This is a genomic window from Stenotrophomonas sp. INTA L402-1 (genome assembly GCF_059295135.1).
The window spans coordinates 1-13,908 of record NZ_JCAFWP010000036.1 but is presented as its reverse complement, the minus strand read 5'-3'; the positions used below and the strand labels follow the sequence as shown (position 1 = coordinate 13,908).

General features: G+C 67.5%; 13 protein-coding genes and 1 riboswitch. Of the genes, 7 read left to right on the top strand and 6 right to left on the bottom strand.

The window, feature by feature from the left end; translation table 11 throughout:
- Positions 1–53: 53 nt before the first annotated feature.
- Entirely contained in the window at positions 54–1,010 is a 957-nt protein-coding gene (locus tag AC5O77_RS17675) for a Nudix family hydrolase (protein WP_423175276.1), read from the top strand.
- An 87-nt stretch (positions 1,011–1,097) separates the two neighbouring features.
- On the opposite strand, the gene AC5O77_RS17670 is transcribed toward AC5O77_RS17675, so the two are convergent.
- Together AC5O77_RS17670 and metF are read right to left on the bottom strand one after the other, a co-directional pair.
- Positions 1,098–1,682, bottom strand: coding sequence for a DUF4124 domain-containing protein (locus tag AC5O77_RS17670; RefSeq protein ID WP_132809205.1), 585 nt, complete (start codon positions 1,680–1,682; stop codon positions 1,098–1,100).
- Between the two features lie 40 nt (positions 1,683–1,722).
- Positions 1,723–2,550, bottom strand: a complete 828-nt coding sequence (gene metF, locus AC5O77_RS17665; protein ID WP_049399801.1) for a methylenetetrahydrofolate reductase [NAD(P)H] — start codon at positions 2,548–2,550, stop codon at positions 1,723–1,725.
- A 203-nt stretch (positions 2,551–2,753) separates the two neighbouring features.
- Between metF and AC5O77_RS17660 the strand changes: the two genes are divergently transcribed.
- The 3 genes from AC5O77_RS17660 to AC5O77_RS17650 are packed head-to-tail and all read left to right on the top strand — an operon-like array spanning position 2,754 to position 5,479.
- Positions 2,754–3,680, top strand: coding sequence for an alpha/beta fold hydrolase (locus tag AC5O77_RS17660; RefSeq protein ID WP_478057651.1), 927 nt, complete (start codon positions 2,754–2,756; stop codon positions 3,678–3,680).
- Between the two features lie 24 nt (positions 3,681–3,704).
- Positions 3,705–4,751, top strand: coding sequence for a sensor histidine kinase (locus AC5O77_RS17655; RefSeq protein ID WP_478057650.1), 1,047 nt, complete (start codon positions 3,705–3,707; stop codon positions 4,749–4,751).
- Entirely contained in the window at positions 4,748–5,479 is a 732-nt protein-coding gene (locus tag AC5O77_RS17650; protein ID WP_478057649.1) for a LytR/AlgR family response regulator transcription factor, read from the top strand. The genes AC5O77_RS17655 and AC5O77_RS17650 overlap by 4 nt, the downstream gene beginning before the upstream one ends.
- A 6-nt stretch (positions 5,480–5,485) precedes the next feature.
- On the opposite strand, the gene AC5O77_RS17645 is transcribed toward AC5O77_RS17650, so the two are convergent.
- Positions 5,486–7,000 carry an amidohydrolase family protein gene (locus AC5O77_RS17645; RefSeq protein WP_478057648.1) on the bottom strand — a complete coding sequence of 505 codons (1,515 nt, stop codon included), beginning with the start codon at positions 6,998–7,000 and terminating at the stop codon, positions 5,486–5,488.
- Between the two features lie 136 nt (positions 7,001–7,136).
- Here AC5O77_RS17645 and AC5O77_RS17640 point away from each other — a divergent pair, with 136 nt between their 5' ends.
- The gene (locus tag AC5O77_RS17640; protein WP_049425078.1) at positions 7,137–7,694 is read left to right on the top strand and encodes a DUF3228 family protein; all 558 of its coding nucleotides are present in this window, start codon (positions 7,137–7,139) and stop codon (positions 7,692–7,694) included.
- Between the two features lie 109 nt (positions 7,695–7,803).
- Positions 7,804–8,418: an energy transducer TonB gene (locus tag AC5O77_RS17635; RefSeq protein WP_494507028.1), complete on the top strand. Its 615-nt coding sequence runs from the start codon at positions 7,804–7,806 to the stop codon at positions 8,416–8,418.
- On the opposite strand, the gene AC5O77_RS17630 is transcribed toward AC5O77_RS17635, so the two are convergent.
- The 3 genes from AC5O77_RS17630 to ahcY all read right to left on the bottom strand — a co-directional run bounded on the left by AC5O77_RS17630 (position 8,415) and on the right by ahcY (position 11,116).
- On the bottom strand, positions 8,415–8,918 hold the full coding sequence (locus AC5O77_RS17630) for a hypothetical protein (RefSeq protein WP_478057647.1): 504 nt from the start codon (positions 8,916–8,918) through the stop codon (positions 8,415–8,417). The genes AC5O77_RS17635 and AC5O77_RS17630 overlap by 4 nt on opposite strands.
- On the bottom strand, positions 8,918–9,391 hold the full coding sequence (ybaK, locus tag AC5O77_RS17625) for a Cys-tRNA(Pro) deacylase (protein ID WP_317217307.1): 474 nt from the start codon (positions 9,389–9,391) through the stop codon (positions 8,918–8,920). Before ybaK ends, AC5O77_RS17630 begins: the two co-directional genes overlap by 1 nt.
- Positions 9,392–9,670: 279 nt before the next feature.
- Positions 9,671–11,116: an adenosylhomocysteinase gene (gene ahcY, locus AC5O77_RS17620; RefSeq protein WP_014036003.1), complete on the bottom strand. Its 1,446-nt coding sequence runs from the start codon at positions 11,114–11,116 to the stop codon at positions 9,671–9,673.
- Positions 11,117–11,152: 36 nt separating this feature from the next.
- A riboswitch (S-adenosyl-L-homocysteine riboswitch) is annotated at positions 11,153–11,236 on the bottom strand.
- 120 nt (positions 11,237–11,356) lie between these two features.
- On the opposite strand from ahcY, the gene AC5O77_RS17615 reads away from it, so the two are divergent.
- The gene (locus AC5O77_RS17615) at positions 11,357–13,873 is read left to right on the top strand and encodes a S9 family peptidase (RefSeq protein WP_494507027.1); all 2,517 of its coding nucleotides are present in this window, start codon (positions 11,357–11,359) and stop codon (positions 13,871–13,873) included.
- Positions 13,874–13,908 lie beyond the last annotated feature (35 nt).

The following is a 13,908-nucleotide window of genomic DNA, read 5'->3' as shown; positions in this document are numbered from 1 at the left end:
TCCGGCCCGATCCGAGATTGCGCGGGCCGCCCTGTTCTGGGCATGCTTCCCCCATGGCTCCCCCCACCCGATCGATCCACGTCGTGGCCGCCGTCATCACCGACGCCCGTGGCCGCGTGCTGCTCAACCGTCGTACCGAGAACCGCGACATGGCCGGCCTGTGGGAGTTCCCCGGCGGCAAGCGCGAATCCGGCGAGACCTCCGAACAGGCGTTGGTTCGCGAGCTACGCGAGGAACTGGGCATCGAAGCCGATGTCGGCGAATGGCTGATGGATGTGCCGCAGCGCTACCCGGACAAGCACCTGACCCTGGAAGTGCGCCACGTGCGCAGCTGGAAGGGGACGCCACGTGGCCGCGAGGGCCAGGCCATTACCTGGGTGGCGCCGGATAAACTGGGTCGCTATTCGATGCCACCGGCCGATCTGCCGGTGGTGGCCGCGCTGCGCCAACCCGACAGCTACCTGATCACCCCGGCGCCGGCCGATGACGCCGACGGCGTGCAGCACTGGCATGAGCAGCTGCAGCGCGCGGTGGCGGCGGGCCAGCAGCGCATCCAGCTGCGGTTGCCGACGGCGCATCCGCAGCGCCAGGCGATGGTCGAACAGGCCGTGCGCGCGCATCGTCGCAGCGGGGTGCAGTGGTTGCTCAACCGCGATATCGAGCTGGCACGCGCATTGGGCGTGGGGGTGCACCTGGGCAGCGAGCAGCTGCTTGAGCTGTTGCAGCGTCCACTGCCCGAAGGCCAGCTGGTGGCCGCGTCCTGCCATGACCTGCAGCAGCTGCAGGCCGCACAGCGGTTGGGCTGCGACTTCGCCGTGCTGGGCCCGGTTCAGGCCACGGCCAGCCATCCGGATGCCGTGCCGCTGGGCTGGAACGCGTTCGCCGAGCTGCGTGCGCAGGTGTCACTGCCGATCTACGCGCTGGGTGGCATGGGCAGTGGCCATGTCTCCGAGGCGCGCCGCCATGGCGGGCAGGGCATCGCCGCCATCCGCGCGCTGTGGCCGGAGTAAGGCTGCTTCGCTCGCCGGGCATGGCCCGGCGCTACCGTGTGGGATGGAGGCATTAGATCCACGCCATGCGTGGATGGATGCTCGCGATCACAACGTGATCCAGAAACACCCGTACTGCCGCCGCAACCCCAGCACCGTCGACGCGCGCGACGCGCTGCCGGGCAACGTCTGCTCCAGGCGCAGGCCGATGGGATGCCGCGCCACAGAGGCCACAGGGTCGGATCCCAACGCGGCAGGGCTCTGATCCTCATCCTGCGATTGTGGCAGCGCCTGTGACGGATACACCGGCACCACGTCCACCAGGGGCCGCCGCGCCAAGGATTCCAGCTGGCCGAGGATGCGCTGCGCGCCCGCATCGGAAACCGCGCCCCACAGATACAGTGAGGACAGCCGATTCACATCGTTGCTGACGATGCCGACGCGCAGCGCGTCCACCAGTTCACTCAGCCGCCGCGGGCAGCGTGCCCCCAGGGTGTCGCGCTGCAGGGTGTTGCCGGCGGGCGCAGGCGGTGGCAACCGCGACCGCGCGCCCAAGCTGTCGCAGGGCCGGTCGGTGTAGACGCTTTGGCCCTGGGCATCGGTGCAGCGGTTCAGGCGCGTGGACTGTGCGTGGGCGGCGCTCGACAGAACGCACAGCGGCAGCAGCAACAGCAGGAAGGAAAGCCGGATCATCCTCGCAGGGTAGCGCCGATCACGCTTGCGCGCCGTGCTTTCAGCCCTGCAGCAGCTTCAGCACCGAAGTGGTCGGCTTGGCCAGGTTCAAGGTGTAGAAGTGCAGGCCGGGTGCGCCGCCTTCGATCAGGCGCTGGCACAGCTTGGCCACCACTTCAGTGCCGAATGCACGCACCGACTCTGCATCATCGCCATAGGCCTGCATCTTGCGGCTGATCCAGCGCGGGATCTCCGCACCGCACTGTTCGGAGAAGCGGCGCAGCTGGCTGAAGTTGGCGATCGGCATGATGCCGGGCGTGATCGGTACCTGCACGCCCAGCCGCCGCACTTCGTCGACGAAATGGAAGTAGGCATCGGGGTTGAAGAAGTACTGGGTGATCGCCGCATCGGCACCGGCGTCGATCTTGGCCTTGAAATGCTTCAGGTCGGCCAGTGCGTCGGAAGCCTGCGGGTGCGTTTCGGGGTACGCGCCCACTTCGATATGGAACGCATCGCCGTGCTCGGCGCGGATGAAGTCGATCAGTTCGGCGGCATAGCGCATGTCACCGGGGAAACCCATGCCCGACGGCAGATCGCCGCGCAGCGCGACCAGGCGGCGGCAGCCGATGGCGCGGTACAGCTTGAGCAGCTCGCGGATTTCCTGACGGGTGCCGCCGACGCAGGACAGATGCGGTGCGGCATCGAAGCCATGGTGCTGGTTGAGATGGCGCACGGTCTCGGAGGTATAGCTCAGGGTCGAGCCACCGGCGCCGAAGGTACACGACACGTACTCGGGACCGTAGTCCTTCAGCCTGGCCGCGGCGCGGTCCAGCTGGCTGCGCTGTTCGTCGGTCTTGGGCGGATAGAACTCGAAGCTGATGGCGGTCATGGCACGGGCGGCAGCGGCGGGTGCGGATCAGTATATCGCTTCATCAAGATGGATGTTGTCAATTTCTGCGGACGTACATCGTCTTCCGCCTGCGACCGTTCGCCCCGGCGATCGGCCGCTGCTCCGAAATCGCCCCCCGAGTGCCATGGCCGGCGGCACGCTGAGCCCATCCCGGCACCACCCACCTGACGAAGGAGCAGACGATGAAGATCTTCCTGGCACTCTGGTATGCAATGAAGGCCCTGGCCCGGCTGGCGATGATCGGCATGGCGATGGCCGTGCTCGGCTCCGGCTCGGCGCACGCCGCCAGCGCCCCGGCGGCGGGCAAGGTGCAGGTCGAGGTGGTCGGCAAGGGCCGCCCGCTGCTGATGATTCCCGGCCTCAACAGCAGCGCCGAGGTGTGGCGCGAGACCTGCCTGGCCCTGAAGGATGTGCAGTGCCATCTGGTGCAGCTGCCCGGCTTTGCCGGTGCGCTCGCGGCCGATCCGCGCCCGGTCGAGTTCCTGCCGGCGATGCGCGGGCAGCTGCTGGCCTACCTGCATGACCAGCATCTGGGCCCGGTGGTGGTGGTTGGCCACAGCCTCGGTGGCCTGCTGGGCCTGCAGATGGCGCAGGCCGAGCCGAAGGCGGTCAGCGCGTTGGTGGTGGTCGATGCGTTGCCGTTCCTGCCGGCCGCGCGTGACCCGAACGCCTCGGCTGACAGCGTGCGGCCGATGGCCGACCAGCTGCGCAAGGGCATGCTGGCCGCCGACGCCGCGCAATGGCAGGCGCAGTTGAAGGCGGGCCTGCCGGGGATGACCCGCGATCCGCAGCGCCAGGCCGAACTGGGCCGCTGGGGCGAAGACAGCGACCGCCAGACCACGGCCGATGCCATGCATGCGGTGATGACCACTGACCTGCGTGACAGCATCGCCTCGATCGCCGCACCGACGCTGGTGCTGGGCAGCTGGGCCGGCTACCAGCCGATGGGCGGCACCGAGGCCGGCACCCGGGCGGTGTTCCAGGCCCAGTACGCGAAACTGCAGGGCGTACAGATCGCGATGAGCGCGCAGGGTTTCCACTTCCTGATGTGGGATGATCCGCGCTGGTTGCAGGAACAGATGCAGGCCTTCCTCGACCGCCACCACTGAGTTTCAACACGCCTCGGAATGGACATGCCGGATTCCTCCTCGACGCTACGCTTCTGGCTGCTCAATGCGCTGGTATGGGCGCTCTATGGCGTTGCCGGAATCGGCCTGCGCCAGGCCTATCTCAGCGACGCCGGAAGTGCAGGCGTGTTGATCACGCTGGGCCTGGCGTTGGCCCTGTTTGGATGCAGCGGTGCCATCCGTGCGCTGGCGCTGCGTGCCGACTGGTGGGCGCGCGGTATGGCCGGGCTGTTGCTGCGGCTGGCGCTGTCGGTGGCATTGGGTGCTGCAGTGGCGCAGCTGCTGGTGAACATCGCGCTGCACTCGGCGCTGGCCTGGAACTGGGTGAGCCTGGGGCGGCAGACGGCCGACTTCAGCCCCAAGGCGCTGCTGCTCTACTGGTACACCACTGCGGTGATGCTGGCCCTGTGGGCAGCGCTTTGGGCAAGCCTGCACAGCCTGCGCCGGATACGCGGGGCGGAACTGGCCCGCCTGCGCGCCGAAGCCGAGCGCAGTGCGCTGGAACGCGATGCGCTGCGTGCGCGGCTCAACCCGCACTTCATGTTCAATGCGCTGAATAACCTGCGTGCGCTGATCCTGGAAGATCCTGAGCGTGCGCGCGACATGGTCACCCGCCTGTCACGCACGCTGCGCCAGGCGCTGGCGCACAACCGCAGCGAGCAGGTCACGCTGGCCGAGGAACTGGCGGTGGTCGACGACTATCTGGCAATCGAGGCGATCCACTTCGAGCAGCGCCTGAAGGTGCGGCAGCAGATCGATGCCGATGCCATGCAGGCGCAGTTGCCGGCGATGGCACTACAGCTGCTGGTGGAAAACGCGATCAAGCACGGCATCGCCAGCCGCCCCGGCGGCGGCGAGGTGCAGATCCGTGCCACGCTGGACAATGACGTGCTGCGCCTGCAGGTGGACAATCCGCTGGGCAGCGCCAACGAGCCCACCCATGGGCATGGCGTCGGCCTGGCCTACCTGCGTGCGCAGCTCGGTGCGCAAGGTCGTTTCACCCTGCAGCCGGTCGGTGACCGCATGCAGGCCCTGCTGGAGATTCCGCAATGAGTGGCATGCTGCGCGTGTTGATCGTTGATGACGCACGGCTGGCGCGGCAGGAGCTGCGTACGCTGTTGTCAGCGCTGCCCTGGGTGCAGTGCGTGGGCGAGGCCGACGATGTGCCCGCCGCACGCGAGGCGATCGCCACACTGGCGCCGGACCTGGTGCTGCTGGATGTGCAGATGCCCTCCGGCAGTGGCTTCGATGTTCTGGATGGGCTGGAGACGGTGCCGGCGGTGATCTTCGTTACTGCCTACGACACCTACGCGGTGCGCGCGTTCCAGGCCAATGCGCTGGACTATCTGGTGAAGCCGGTCGAGGCACCGCGCTTGCTGGAAGCGTTGCAGCGGGCGCGCCAGCGCGAGGTGGTGGCGGGCGAAACGCCGGAGCCGCGCAGCACGCTGGGCGCGCAGGACCAGGTGTTCGTGCGCGAGGGTGAGCGCTGCTGGTTCGTGGCGGTCTCCGAGATCCGCAGGCTGGTGGTGGATGGCAACTACACGCGGCTGTGGTTCCGCGACCAGAACGCCCTGTTGACCCGCAGCCTGAGCGCGCTGGAAGCACGCCTGCCGCAGGATCTTTTCTTCCGCGCCAACCGCAACACACTGGTCAACCTGCGCCGTATCCGTGGGGTGTCGCCCAGCATCGGCGACGGCTATGACCTGGCGCTGGATGATGGCAGCGAGGTGGAAGTGTCGCGGCGGCAGGCGCGGGAGCTGCGCGAGCGGATGGCGTTGTAGTTGCCGCTACAGCTCGGCACTGACCGGGCTGGTGATGAAGCCCCACAGCAGGCGCGCCATCACCGCCGGTGAACGTGCCTGCGCGCGGGCGTAGGCGAGCAGTGCATCCAGCCGCGAGCGGTCGTAGAGGTGCCCGGCCAGCAGCACCGCGTGCACACGACGGGTGTTGGCGGTGTCCTGCAGCGGGTTGCCGTCGAGCAATACCAGGTCGGCGGCTTTGCCGACCTCGACACTGCCATGCGATGCCTGCAGCTCCAGATGACGCGCCGCGTGCAGCGTTGCCGCGCGCAGCACGTCGGCCTGGCTCAAGCCGGCCCGCCGCAGCCACTGCAGTTCATCGTGGTAGCGGAAGCCGCCCAGCCCGGTATCGGTGCCGACCAGCACGGTGACGCCTGCACGATGCGCGGCGCCGGTCAGCGCCAGCCCGTGCTCGAAGTAGGCCTTCAGTGCGTCTTCGCCGCGCAGGCCGGGATAACGCGCCACGGTAGCCTGCAGGTCATCACGCCACGCCCAGCGTGAAAGCGGATCGAGATAGGCCAGGTGTGGATCGTTGATGAAGGCGGGGTCGCGCGCACGCGCATCTTCTTCGCGGGTGACATGGGTTGGTACGAACGCGGCACCGCTGGCCTGCATCACACCGAACGCCTCGTTGCAGAGCGCGGGCTGGTAGCCGCCGACCATGCGTTCGGCCAGCGCGGTTGGATCCTCGCTGTCGAGCGTGCCACCGCGCCACGCCGCCGCGTTGTCGAAGCAGTGGCGTACGAACAGATGGGCATGCTCGAAGCTGCGCTGGTCTGCCTGTAGTGCGCCCTCCAGCGGCACCGCTTTGGGCAGGTGGCCGACCAGCGGGCGACGCAGCTGCCGCGCCTCGCTGGCCAGCCGCTGGTAGGTATCCGCACGCAGCCGGTTGTAGACCTTCAACGCGTCGACACCGCGCGCGCTGTACGTGCGCGCACGCTGTGCCGCGGTGTCCGGCGCCAACGCTGGATCTTCGAAATAGAAGCTGGCGATCTGCACGAAGCGCGGTGCGACCTGCTGGCCGGCAACGGCCTGTGCGGTCCAGCGGCGCTTGTCGGCCACGCAGGCGATCAGCGGATCGGTGGTATGCGGGCAATCCATCATGTCGCGGGTGCCGGTGATGCCGTTGGCCAGCATCAGCGGGAACTGCAGCTGCGGCGACAGCTGCAGGGCGTGGGTGTGCATGTCCCAGAAGCCGGGCAGCAGCCAGCGGCCGCCGGCGTCGAAGACCGGCAACGCTGCATCGGCAATGCCTTCGCCGACGGCGGTGATCGTGCCGTTGCGGATGGTGACCGTGGTGGGTTCACTGGCTTGGCCGCGCATGACGTCCACCACCCGCGCGTTGATGATCATCCGGTTGTCGCCGGCGTCGGGCAGTGGCGGTGCACGCAGCGGCCAGAGCAGGGCGGCGATGAACAGCAATGGCGGTGCCAGCAGGACGACGGCCAGCACCTTCAGCCATCGGCGGCGGACGGGGTGGGGCAACGCACGTGCTGCTTCCATGAGCCGACGATCCTTGTGGTGGGTCGCGCGCAGGGTGCGGCAAGAGGGCGGGGGATGCCAGTGACCATCGGCATGCCGTCCTCCCTGGCGCCGGGGCGGTTACCCTGTGCAGTGGAACCCCTAATCACGCCCCGCCATGTCCATCGTCCTCACCGACTTCGCCCGTCCCCGCCTGTTCCCGCGCGTGCCGCGTGGCAACACCATCCAGGACTGTACTGCCGAGCAGTTCGAGGCACACCTCAATGCGCACGCGCCACTGAAGGTGCTCGACGGCTACGCGCCGTTCTGCAAACTGTTCGTCTACGAGAACTGGACCAGCACGCGCTGCCTGACGGTGCCGGTCACCGAGGCCAACCGCCACCAGCTGCGCAGCGGATACGAAGCGCGCAACCGCGAGGAGCTGCCGGTGCTGGTGCGCTGGTTCGAGGGCGTGGAGTCGCCGCGCGCGAACTATCTGGTGGTGATCCTGTACAGCGCCGGGCAGCTGGCGAAGGAGGGTTCACCGATCGAGGCCGACTGGGGCATCGTCGGCTGTATCTACACTGCCGAACCGGAAGAAGTACCGATGGCGCCGATTACCATGATGCGCAATGCACTGGGCGTGGAGGAGGGCGGTTCCGGTGTGCCGCTGGATCGCGAGGCGTACCAGCGCTCCGTCGCGTTCTGGGAGAACAACGCGAACTGGCGGCCGTGAGCCCACGCTGCGGCCGGACAGTCGGCATATGAACAGGGAGGATTGCAGCGGGGCGCTACCATAGCAGTGAATCAACGCAGGGAGCACAGGGATGGATGTTCGCAGTTGGATGCCGTTTGCATGGGTCGCCGCAGGTCTGCTGGCCGCAAGTGAAAGCTCGGCAGCAAAGTACGATGCAGGCGCCGCCTGTGGTGCTTTGTCCGACGTGACGCCGATCCGCGATGCCGGCGTGGGTTCACTGCAGGCGAAGGCAACGTCGGGGCGCTGCACGTTCCATGTGGAAGCGGATGACGCTGCAGCGCTTTCGCGTCAGCAGTCGTTGCTGCAGAGCGTGTCGGCGATCGCCTGTGGTGCGCCAGCCACCACCCGGCCTTCGCAAGGGGCTGCAGGCTTCGACCTGCAGATGCCTGCACGTTGCCCACTCTCTTCCAGCACGCCCTTGATTGCCCGGGAAGGAGGCTGGCACCAGCGGCGACTTTCGTCGGTCCCGACGTATCCTGCGGCCGCCATGCGCGAGGCCCAGCAGGGAGGTGTCGAGCTGATGCTGCTGCTGGATGCGCAGGGCAAGACCCAGGCGATCATCCTGTCCCGATCCAGCGGCTACCCGCTGCTCGATGCGGCGGCGCTCAAGCACGCGCGTGACTGGCGCTACGAGCGTGAAGCGGCAGGCAAGGCACCAAGCATGAGCCTGATACGCGGCACGGTCACGTTCAAGCTCAACTAAGGCGTCTGCAGGGCGGGCTCGGGCTTCCACTCCCACCAGGTGTAGTGGTATTCGCGCTCGGTCGCGCTCCATTGCTGCGCGCAGCAGGTGCACGTCAGCCGGTAGCATTCGCCCCAGCCGTCCTCCGCTTCGCCCCGTGCACGCAGCTGCACGTGACCTTGTTCCAGCAGCGGCTCGGGGCTGAAGAACACATAGGATGGGTAGAGCGCACACAGGCAGCCTTCGCGTGCCTGCCAGTAGCGCAGCCGTTGCAGGGCCGCCTTGAGGTGCGCCTGGTTGCTGATCAGCATGCCGCCAAGGGCGACGCCTTGGCAGCTGCGTTCGATCGTATCCACATGCGCAACCAACGCGTCCAACGATGAGGCGCTGAACAGCCGAGCGACCGTACGCGCGGCATCGGTGATGCGCGTTGCATCGCGCGACAACAGGTTCTGCAGCAGCACATCGGCCTGTGCATCGTCGAGCCGGGGTATCGGTGCTGCAGACCACGGCCAGCGCATCAGCGTGACTTGCCGATGGCAGCGTAGTGGCCAGCAGTCAGCTGCAGCAGGTCGGTCGGCGCCAGTTCCACCTCGAGGCCGCGGCGCCCGGCGCTGACATGCAGGTTGGGCAATGCCTGCGCGCTGGCGTCCAGGAAGGTGCGCAGGCGCTTCTTCTGCCCGAGCGGGCTGATGCCACCGACCAGGTAACCGGTCGCGCGCTGTGCAGCGTCAGCAGCGGCCATCTCGCACTTCTTGCAGCCGGCCGCTTCGGCCAGGGCCTTCAGGTCCAGCTGGCCGGCCACCGGCACGATCGCCACCAGCAGCTCGTGGGTTTCGGTGCTCGCCAGCAGGGTCTTGAACACCTGGGCCGGGTCGAGGCCGAGCTTGTCGACGGCTTCGCCCCCATACGATTCGGCGTGGGCGTCGTGCACGTAGCTGCGCACGGTGTGGGCGATCTTCTCGCGCTTGAGCAGGTTGATGGCCGGGGTCATGGGTGCATCCTAGCGCGGGGCAGGGGTGTTGCCTTGACCGAGGCTATTGTTCCCGCTCCGGTGGGGAACATCCACGCATGGCGTGGATCTACTGTGGGTTGGCTGGGGGATATCCACGCATGGCGTGGATCTACTGGGGCCGGACGATCAGTAGATCCACGCCATGCGTGGATACGTGGTGTACGGCCACACGCGAACGCAGAACGGGCGCCCGAAGGCGCCCGTTCCGTGTGTTGCATGCACCGGTAGTGCCGGCCGCTGGCCGGCACCGCGCAGGCATCAGTAGCGGTAGTGGTCCGGCTTGAACGGGCCTTCCACCGGCACGCCGATGTAGTCGGCCTGTTCCTGGCTCAGGGTGGTCAGCTTCACGCCGATCTTTTCCAGGTGCAGGCGGGCCACTTCTTCGTCCAGCTTCTTCGGCAGCAGGTAGACCTTCTTCTCGTAGCTGTCCTTGTTCGCCCACAGGTCGATCTGTGCCAGGGTCTGGTTGGCGAAGCTGTTGGACATCACGAAGCTCGGGTGGCCGGTGGCGCAGCCCAGGTTCACCAGGCGGCCTTCGGCCAGCAGGAAGATCGCGTTGCCGTTCGGGAAGATGTACTTGTCCACCTGCGGCTTGATGTTGACGTGCTTGATGCCGGCGAACGACACCAGCGCATCGACCTGGATCTCGTTGTCGAAGTGGCCGATGTTGCAGACGATGGCCTGGTCCTTCATCGCGCTCAGGTGCTCGATGCGGATGATGTCCTTGTTGCCGGTGGTGGTGACGTACAGGTCGGCACGGCCCAGGGTCGATTCGATGGTGTTGACTTCATAGCCTTCCATCGCCGCCTGCAGGGCGCAGATCGGGTCGATCTCGGTGACGATCACGCGCGCGCCGTAGGCACGCAGCGAGGCCGCGCAGCCCTTGCCGACGTCGCCGTAGCCGCAGACCACGGCCACCTTGCCGGCCAGCATCACGTCCATCGCGCGCTTCAGGCCATCGGCCAGCGACTCGCGGCAGCCGTACAGGTTGTCGAACTTGCTCTTGGTGACCGAGTCGTTGACGTTGATCGCCGGGATCAGCAGGGTGCCGGCCTGGGCCAGCTGGTACAGGCGGTGCACGCCGGTGGTGGTCTCTTCGGAGACGCCCTTCCAGTCCTTGACCACGCGGCCCCAGTAACCCGGGCGCTCCTTGGCGACGCGCTTGAGCAGGTTCTTGATGACCTGTTCTTCGTGCGAGGCAGAGGCGGTGTTGACCCAGTCGCTGCCGTTTTCCAGCTCGTAGCCCTTGTGGATCAGCAGGGTCACGTCACCGCCGTCGTCGACCACCAGTTCCGGGCCGGTCAGGGTGCCGTCGGCCAGGGTGAAGGTCAGCGCGTCCAGGGTGCAGTCCCAGTACTCTTCCAGGGTCTCGCCCTTCCAGGCGAACACCGGGGTGCCGGTGGCGGCGATGGCGGCAGCGGCGTGGTCCTGGGTCGAGAAGATGTTGCACGAGGCCCAGCGCACGTCGGCACCGATGTCCTTCAGGGTCTCGATCAGCACCGCGGTCTGGATGGTCATGTGCAGCGAGCCGGTCACGCGCACGCCCTTCAGCGGCAGCTCGGCCTGGTACTTGCGGCGGATCGACATCAGGCCCGGCATCTCGTGCTCGGCGATGTCCAGTTCCTTGCGGCCCCAGTCGGCCAGCGTGATGTCGCGGATCTTGTAATCACCTTCGGTGGAGAAGGTCTTGGCAACAGCGTTCATTCGTGTGCTCCGGTTGTGGGCGAGCGGGTGCTCGCATCTAGCCGGGCGCCGTTGTTACAAAGCCACCTTACCGAGCCTGGCCGGGCCTCATGGGATCCGGTCGCAGCGCCCCTCGGCAGGGGAGAACCCCCATTATATCGCGGCCCCGGCGTGACATCCGGATGACCCAACCATCGGCAGGTGGGATCGCGTGCACGGCCTGTTAAGGTCGGTGTTTTCACGCATCACACAGGTGGAACGATGAGCATGCACGCGCGCCGCACACGGCGCTGGACCGGTCTGGTCCTGTCGATGGGACTGCTGGCGGTGGCTCCGCTGGCCTGGGCCGCGTCCCCGCAGCCCGCCCAGGTACAGGCCCAGGGCGCCACCGGCTACGAACTGCCGTCGGCCGCGCTGCAGGCGGTGGTCGACGCGCCGCGCGCGCCTTCGCTGTACCTGTCGCCACGCCGCGATGTCGCCGCGATGATGCAGATGCCGTCGCTGCCGTCGATCCAGGTGGTGGCGCAGCCGGAACTGAAGCTGGCCGGCCTGCGCATCAACCCGCGCACCTTCTCCGACAGCCGCTTCAGCTTCGGCGAGAAGCTGTGGCTGATGAACGTGGCCGACGGCAAGGAACGGCAGATCAGCGGCCTGCCGGCCAAGCTGTCGATCGCCAGCGTGATGTGGTCGCCGGACCAGAAGTGGCTGGCCTTCAACCAGGTCGACGCCGCCAGCGGCGCCAATGAACTGTGGCTGGTGGATGTGGCCGGCGGCAGCGCCCGTCGTCTGGTCGCCGGCCTGAACACGGTGATCGGCAGTGGCTACCAGTGGCTGCCGGACAGCCGCGGCCTGGTGGTGTTCACCCGTCCGGCCAACCTTGGTGCGGCCCCGGCCGCCGACGGCATTCCGACCGGCCCGGCCGTGCAGCAGACCAGCCAGGGCGGCGGCGTGGTGTCGATCCGTACCTACCAGGACCTGCTGAAGAACGAGGCCGACGCGCGCCAGTTCGATTACTACGCCACCACCCAGCCGATGGAAGTCAGCCTGGATGGCAACACCCGCGCGATCGGCGCAGCTGGCATCTTCATGGGCTTTGCGGTGTCGCCGGATGGCCGCTTCGTGCTGCGCCAGCCGGTGCAGCGGCCGTATTCCTACGTGGTACCGGTGAGCAGTTTCCCGCGCCGCATTGAAGTGATCGACCGTGCCAGCGGCAAGCTGGTGCACACCGTGGCCGTGCGTCCGCTGGTGGAAGGTTTGCCGACCGGCAACGACGCTGAAGTGACCGGCGTGCGCGATATCAGCTGGCGTGGTGATGCCGATGCCACGCTGGTCTGGGCCGAAGCCCAGGACGGCGGCGACCCGAACAGGGAGGCCAAGGTGCGCGATGCGGTGCTGATGCAGGCTGCGCCGTTCGACAAGCCGCCGGTCACGTTGGCCCAGCTCGGCAGCCGTCTGGTGGGCATCAACTGGGGCCGTGGCGACCTGGCCCTGCTGACCGAGTCGTGGTGGAAGACGCGCAAGACCAGGACCTGGCTGATCGCCCCGGACAATGCCGGCGCCGAGCCGCGCCTGCTGTGGGATCGCGACGGGCAGGACCGCTATTCCGATCCGGGCCGGCCGCTGTTGTCCAGCGACGACCGCGGCCGCTCGCTGCTGCAGACCAGCGCCGATGGCAGCAGCCTGTATCTGGCCGGTGCCGGTGCATCGCCGGAAGGCGATCGTCCGTTCGTGGACCGCTTCGACGTTGCCACGGGCAAGGCCACCCGCCTGTTCCACTCGCAGGCGCCGAGCTATGCGCTGCCGGTGGCGCTGCTGGACAACCAGGCCAGCTCGCTGCTGCTGAGCCGCGAGAGCCCGGATGAGCCGGCCAACTTCTACGTGCAGTCGCTGGCCGATGCCGGTGCTGCACCGCGTGCGCTGACCCACTTCGCGCATCCGCTGCCGCAGTTGAAGGGCGTGCAGAAGGAGCAGATCCGCTACAAGCGCAAGGATGGCGTCGACCTGACCGCGACCCTGCTGCTGCCGCCGGGCTACGACCCGAAGCGCGACGGCCCGCGGCCGCTGCTGATGTGGGCCTACCCGGGCGAGTTCAAGAGTGCGGCTGCGGCCAGCCAGGTGACCGATTCGCCGTACCGCTTCAATGCGGTCAGCTACTGGGGCCCGCAGGCGTTCCTGGCCAAGGGCTATGTGGTGCTGGCCAGCCCGTCGATGCCGATCATCGGCGAGGGCGACAAGGAGCCGAACGACACCTACATCGAACAGTTGGTGGCCAACGCCCAGGCAGCCGTGGATGAAGTGGTGCGCCGTGGCGCGACCGATCGCGATCACATCGCCATTGGTGGCCATTCCTACGGTGCGTTCATGACCGCCAACCTGCTGGCGCATACGCGCCTGTTCAAGGCGGGCATCGCGCGCAGCGGCGCCTACAACCGCACGCTCACCCCGTTCGGCTTCCAGGCCGAGGAGCGCAACTACTGGCAGGCGCAGGACGTCTACCAGAAGATGGCGCCGTTCAACTACGCCGACAGGATCAAGGATCCGATCCTCTTCATCCACGGTGTGGACGACAACAACTCCGGCACGTTCCCGATGCAGAGCGAGCGCATGTTCGCGGCGGTGAAAGGCCTGGGCGGCACCGCGCGCCTGGTGATGCTGCCGAACGAATCGCATGCCTACCGCGCACGCGAGTCGATCATGACCATGCTGGCCGAAAGCGAGCGCTGGCTGGAGCAGACCATCGGCCCGGCCGAGCAGGGCAAGGCGAAGAAGAAGCGCTGACGTGACCCGGTAGTGCCTGTCTCTTATACACATCT

Coding starts and splice junctions, on each gene's coding strand:
- AC5O77_RS17660 (WP_478057651.1), top strand. CDS start 2,754: ATGAAGATCTTCCTGGCACTCTGGTATGCAATGAAGGCCCTGGCCCGG.
- AC5O77_RS17650 (WP_478057649.1), top strand. CDS start 4,748: ATGAGTGGCATGCTGCGCGTGTTGATCGTTGATGACGCACGGCTGGCG.
- AC5O77_RS17640 (WP_049425078.1), top strand. CDS start 7,137: ATGTCCATCGTCCTCACCGACTTCGCCCGTCCCCGCCTGTTCCCGCGC.
- AC5O77_RS17645 (WP_478057648.1), bottom strand. CDS start 7,000: ATGGAAGCAGCACGTGCGTTGCCCCACCCCGTCCGCCGCCGATGGCTG.
- AC5O77_RS17630 (WP_478057647.1), bottom strand. CDS start 8,918: ATGCGCTGGCCGTGGTCTGCAGCACCGATACCCCGGCTCGACGATGCA.
- AC5O77_RS17615 (WP_494507027.1), top strand. CDS start 11,357: ATGAGCATGCACGCGCGCCGCACACGGCGCTGGACCGGTCTGGTCCTG.
- AC5O77_RS17655 (WP_478057650.1), top strand. CDS start 3,705: ATGCCGGATTCCTCCTCGACGCTACGCTTCTGGCTGCTCAATGCGCTG.
- ahcY (WP_014036003.1), bottom strand. CDS start 11,116: ATGAACGCTGTTGCCAAGACCTTCTCCACCGAAGGTGATTACAAGATC.
- ybaK (WP_317217307.1), bottom strand. CDS start 9,391: ATGACCCCGGCCATCAACCTGCTCAAGCGCGAGAAGATCGCCCACACC.
- AC5O77_RS17635 (WP_494507028.1), top strand. CDS start 7,804: ATGCCGTTTGCATGGGTCGCCGCAGGTCTGCTGGCCGCAAGTGAAAGC.
- metF (WP_049399801.1), bottom strand. CDS start 2,550: ATGACCGCCATCAGCTTCGAGTTCTATCCGCCCAAGACCGACGAACAG.
- AC5O77_RS17675 (WP_423175276.1), top strand. CDS start 54: ATGGCTCCCCCCACCCGATCGATCCACGTCGTGGCCGCCGTCATCACC.
- AC5O77_RS17670 (WP_132809205.1), bottom strand. CDS start 1,682: ATGATCCGGCTTTCCTTCCTGCTGTTGCTGCTGCCGCTGTGCGTTCTG.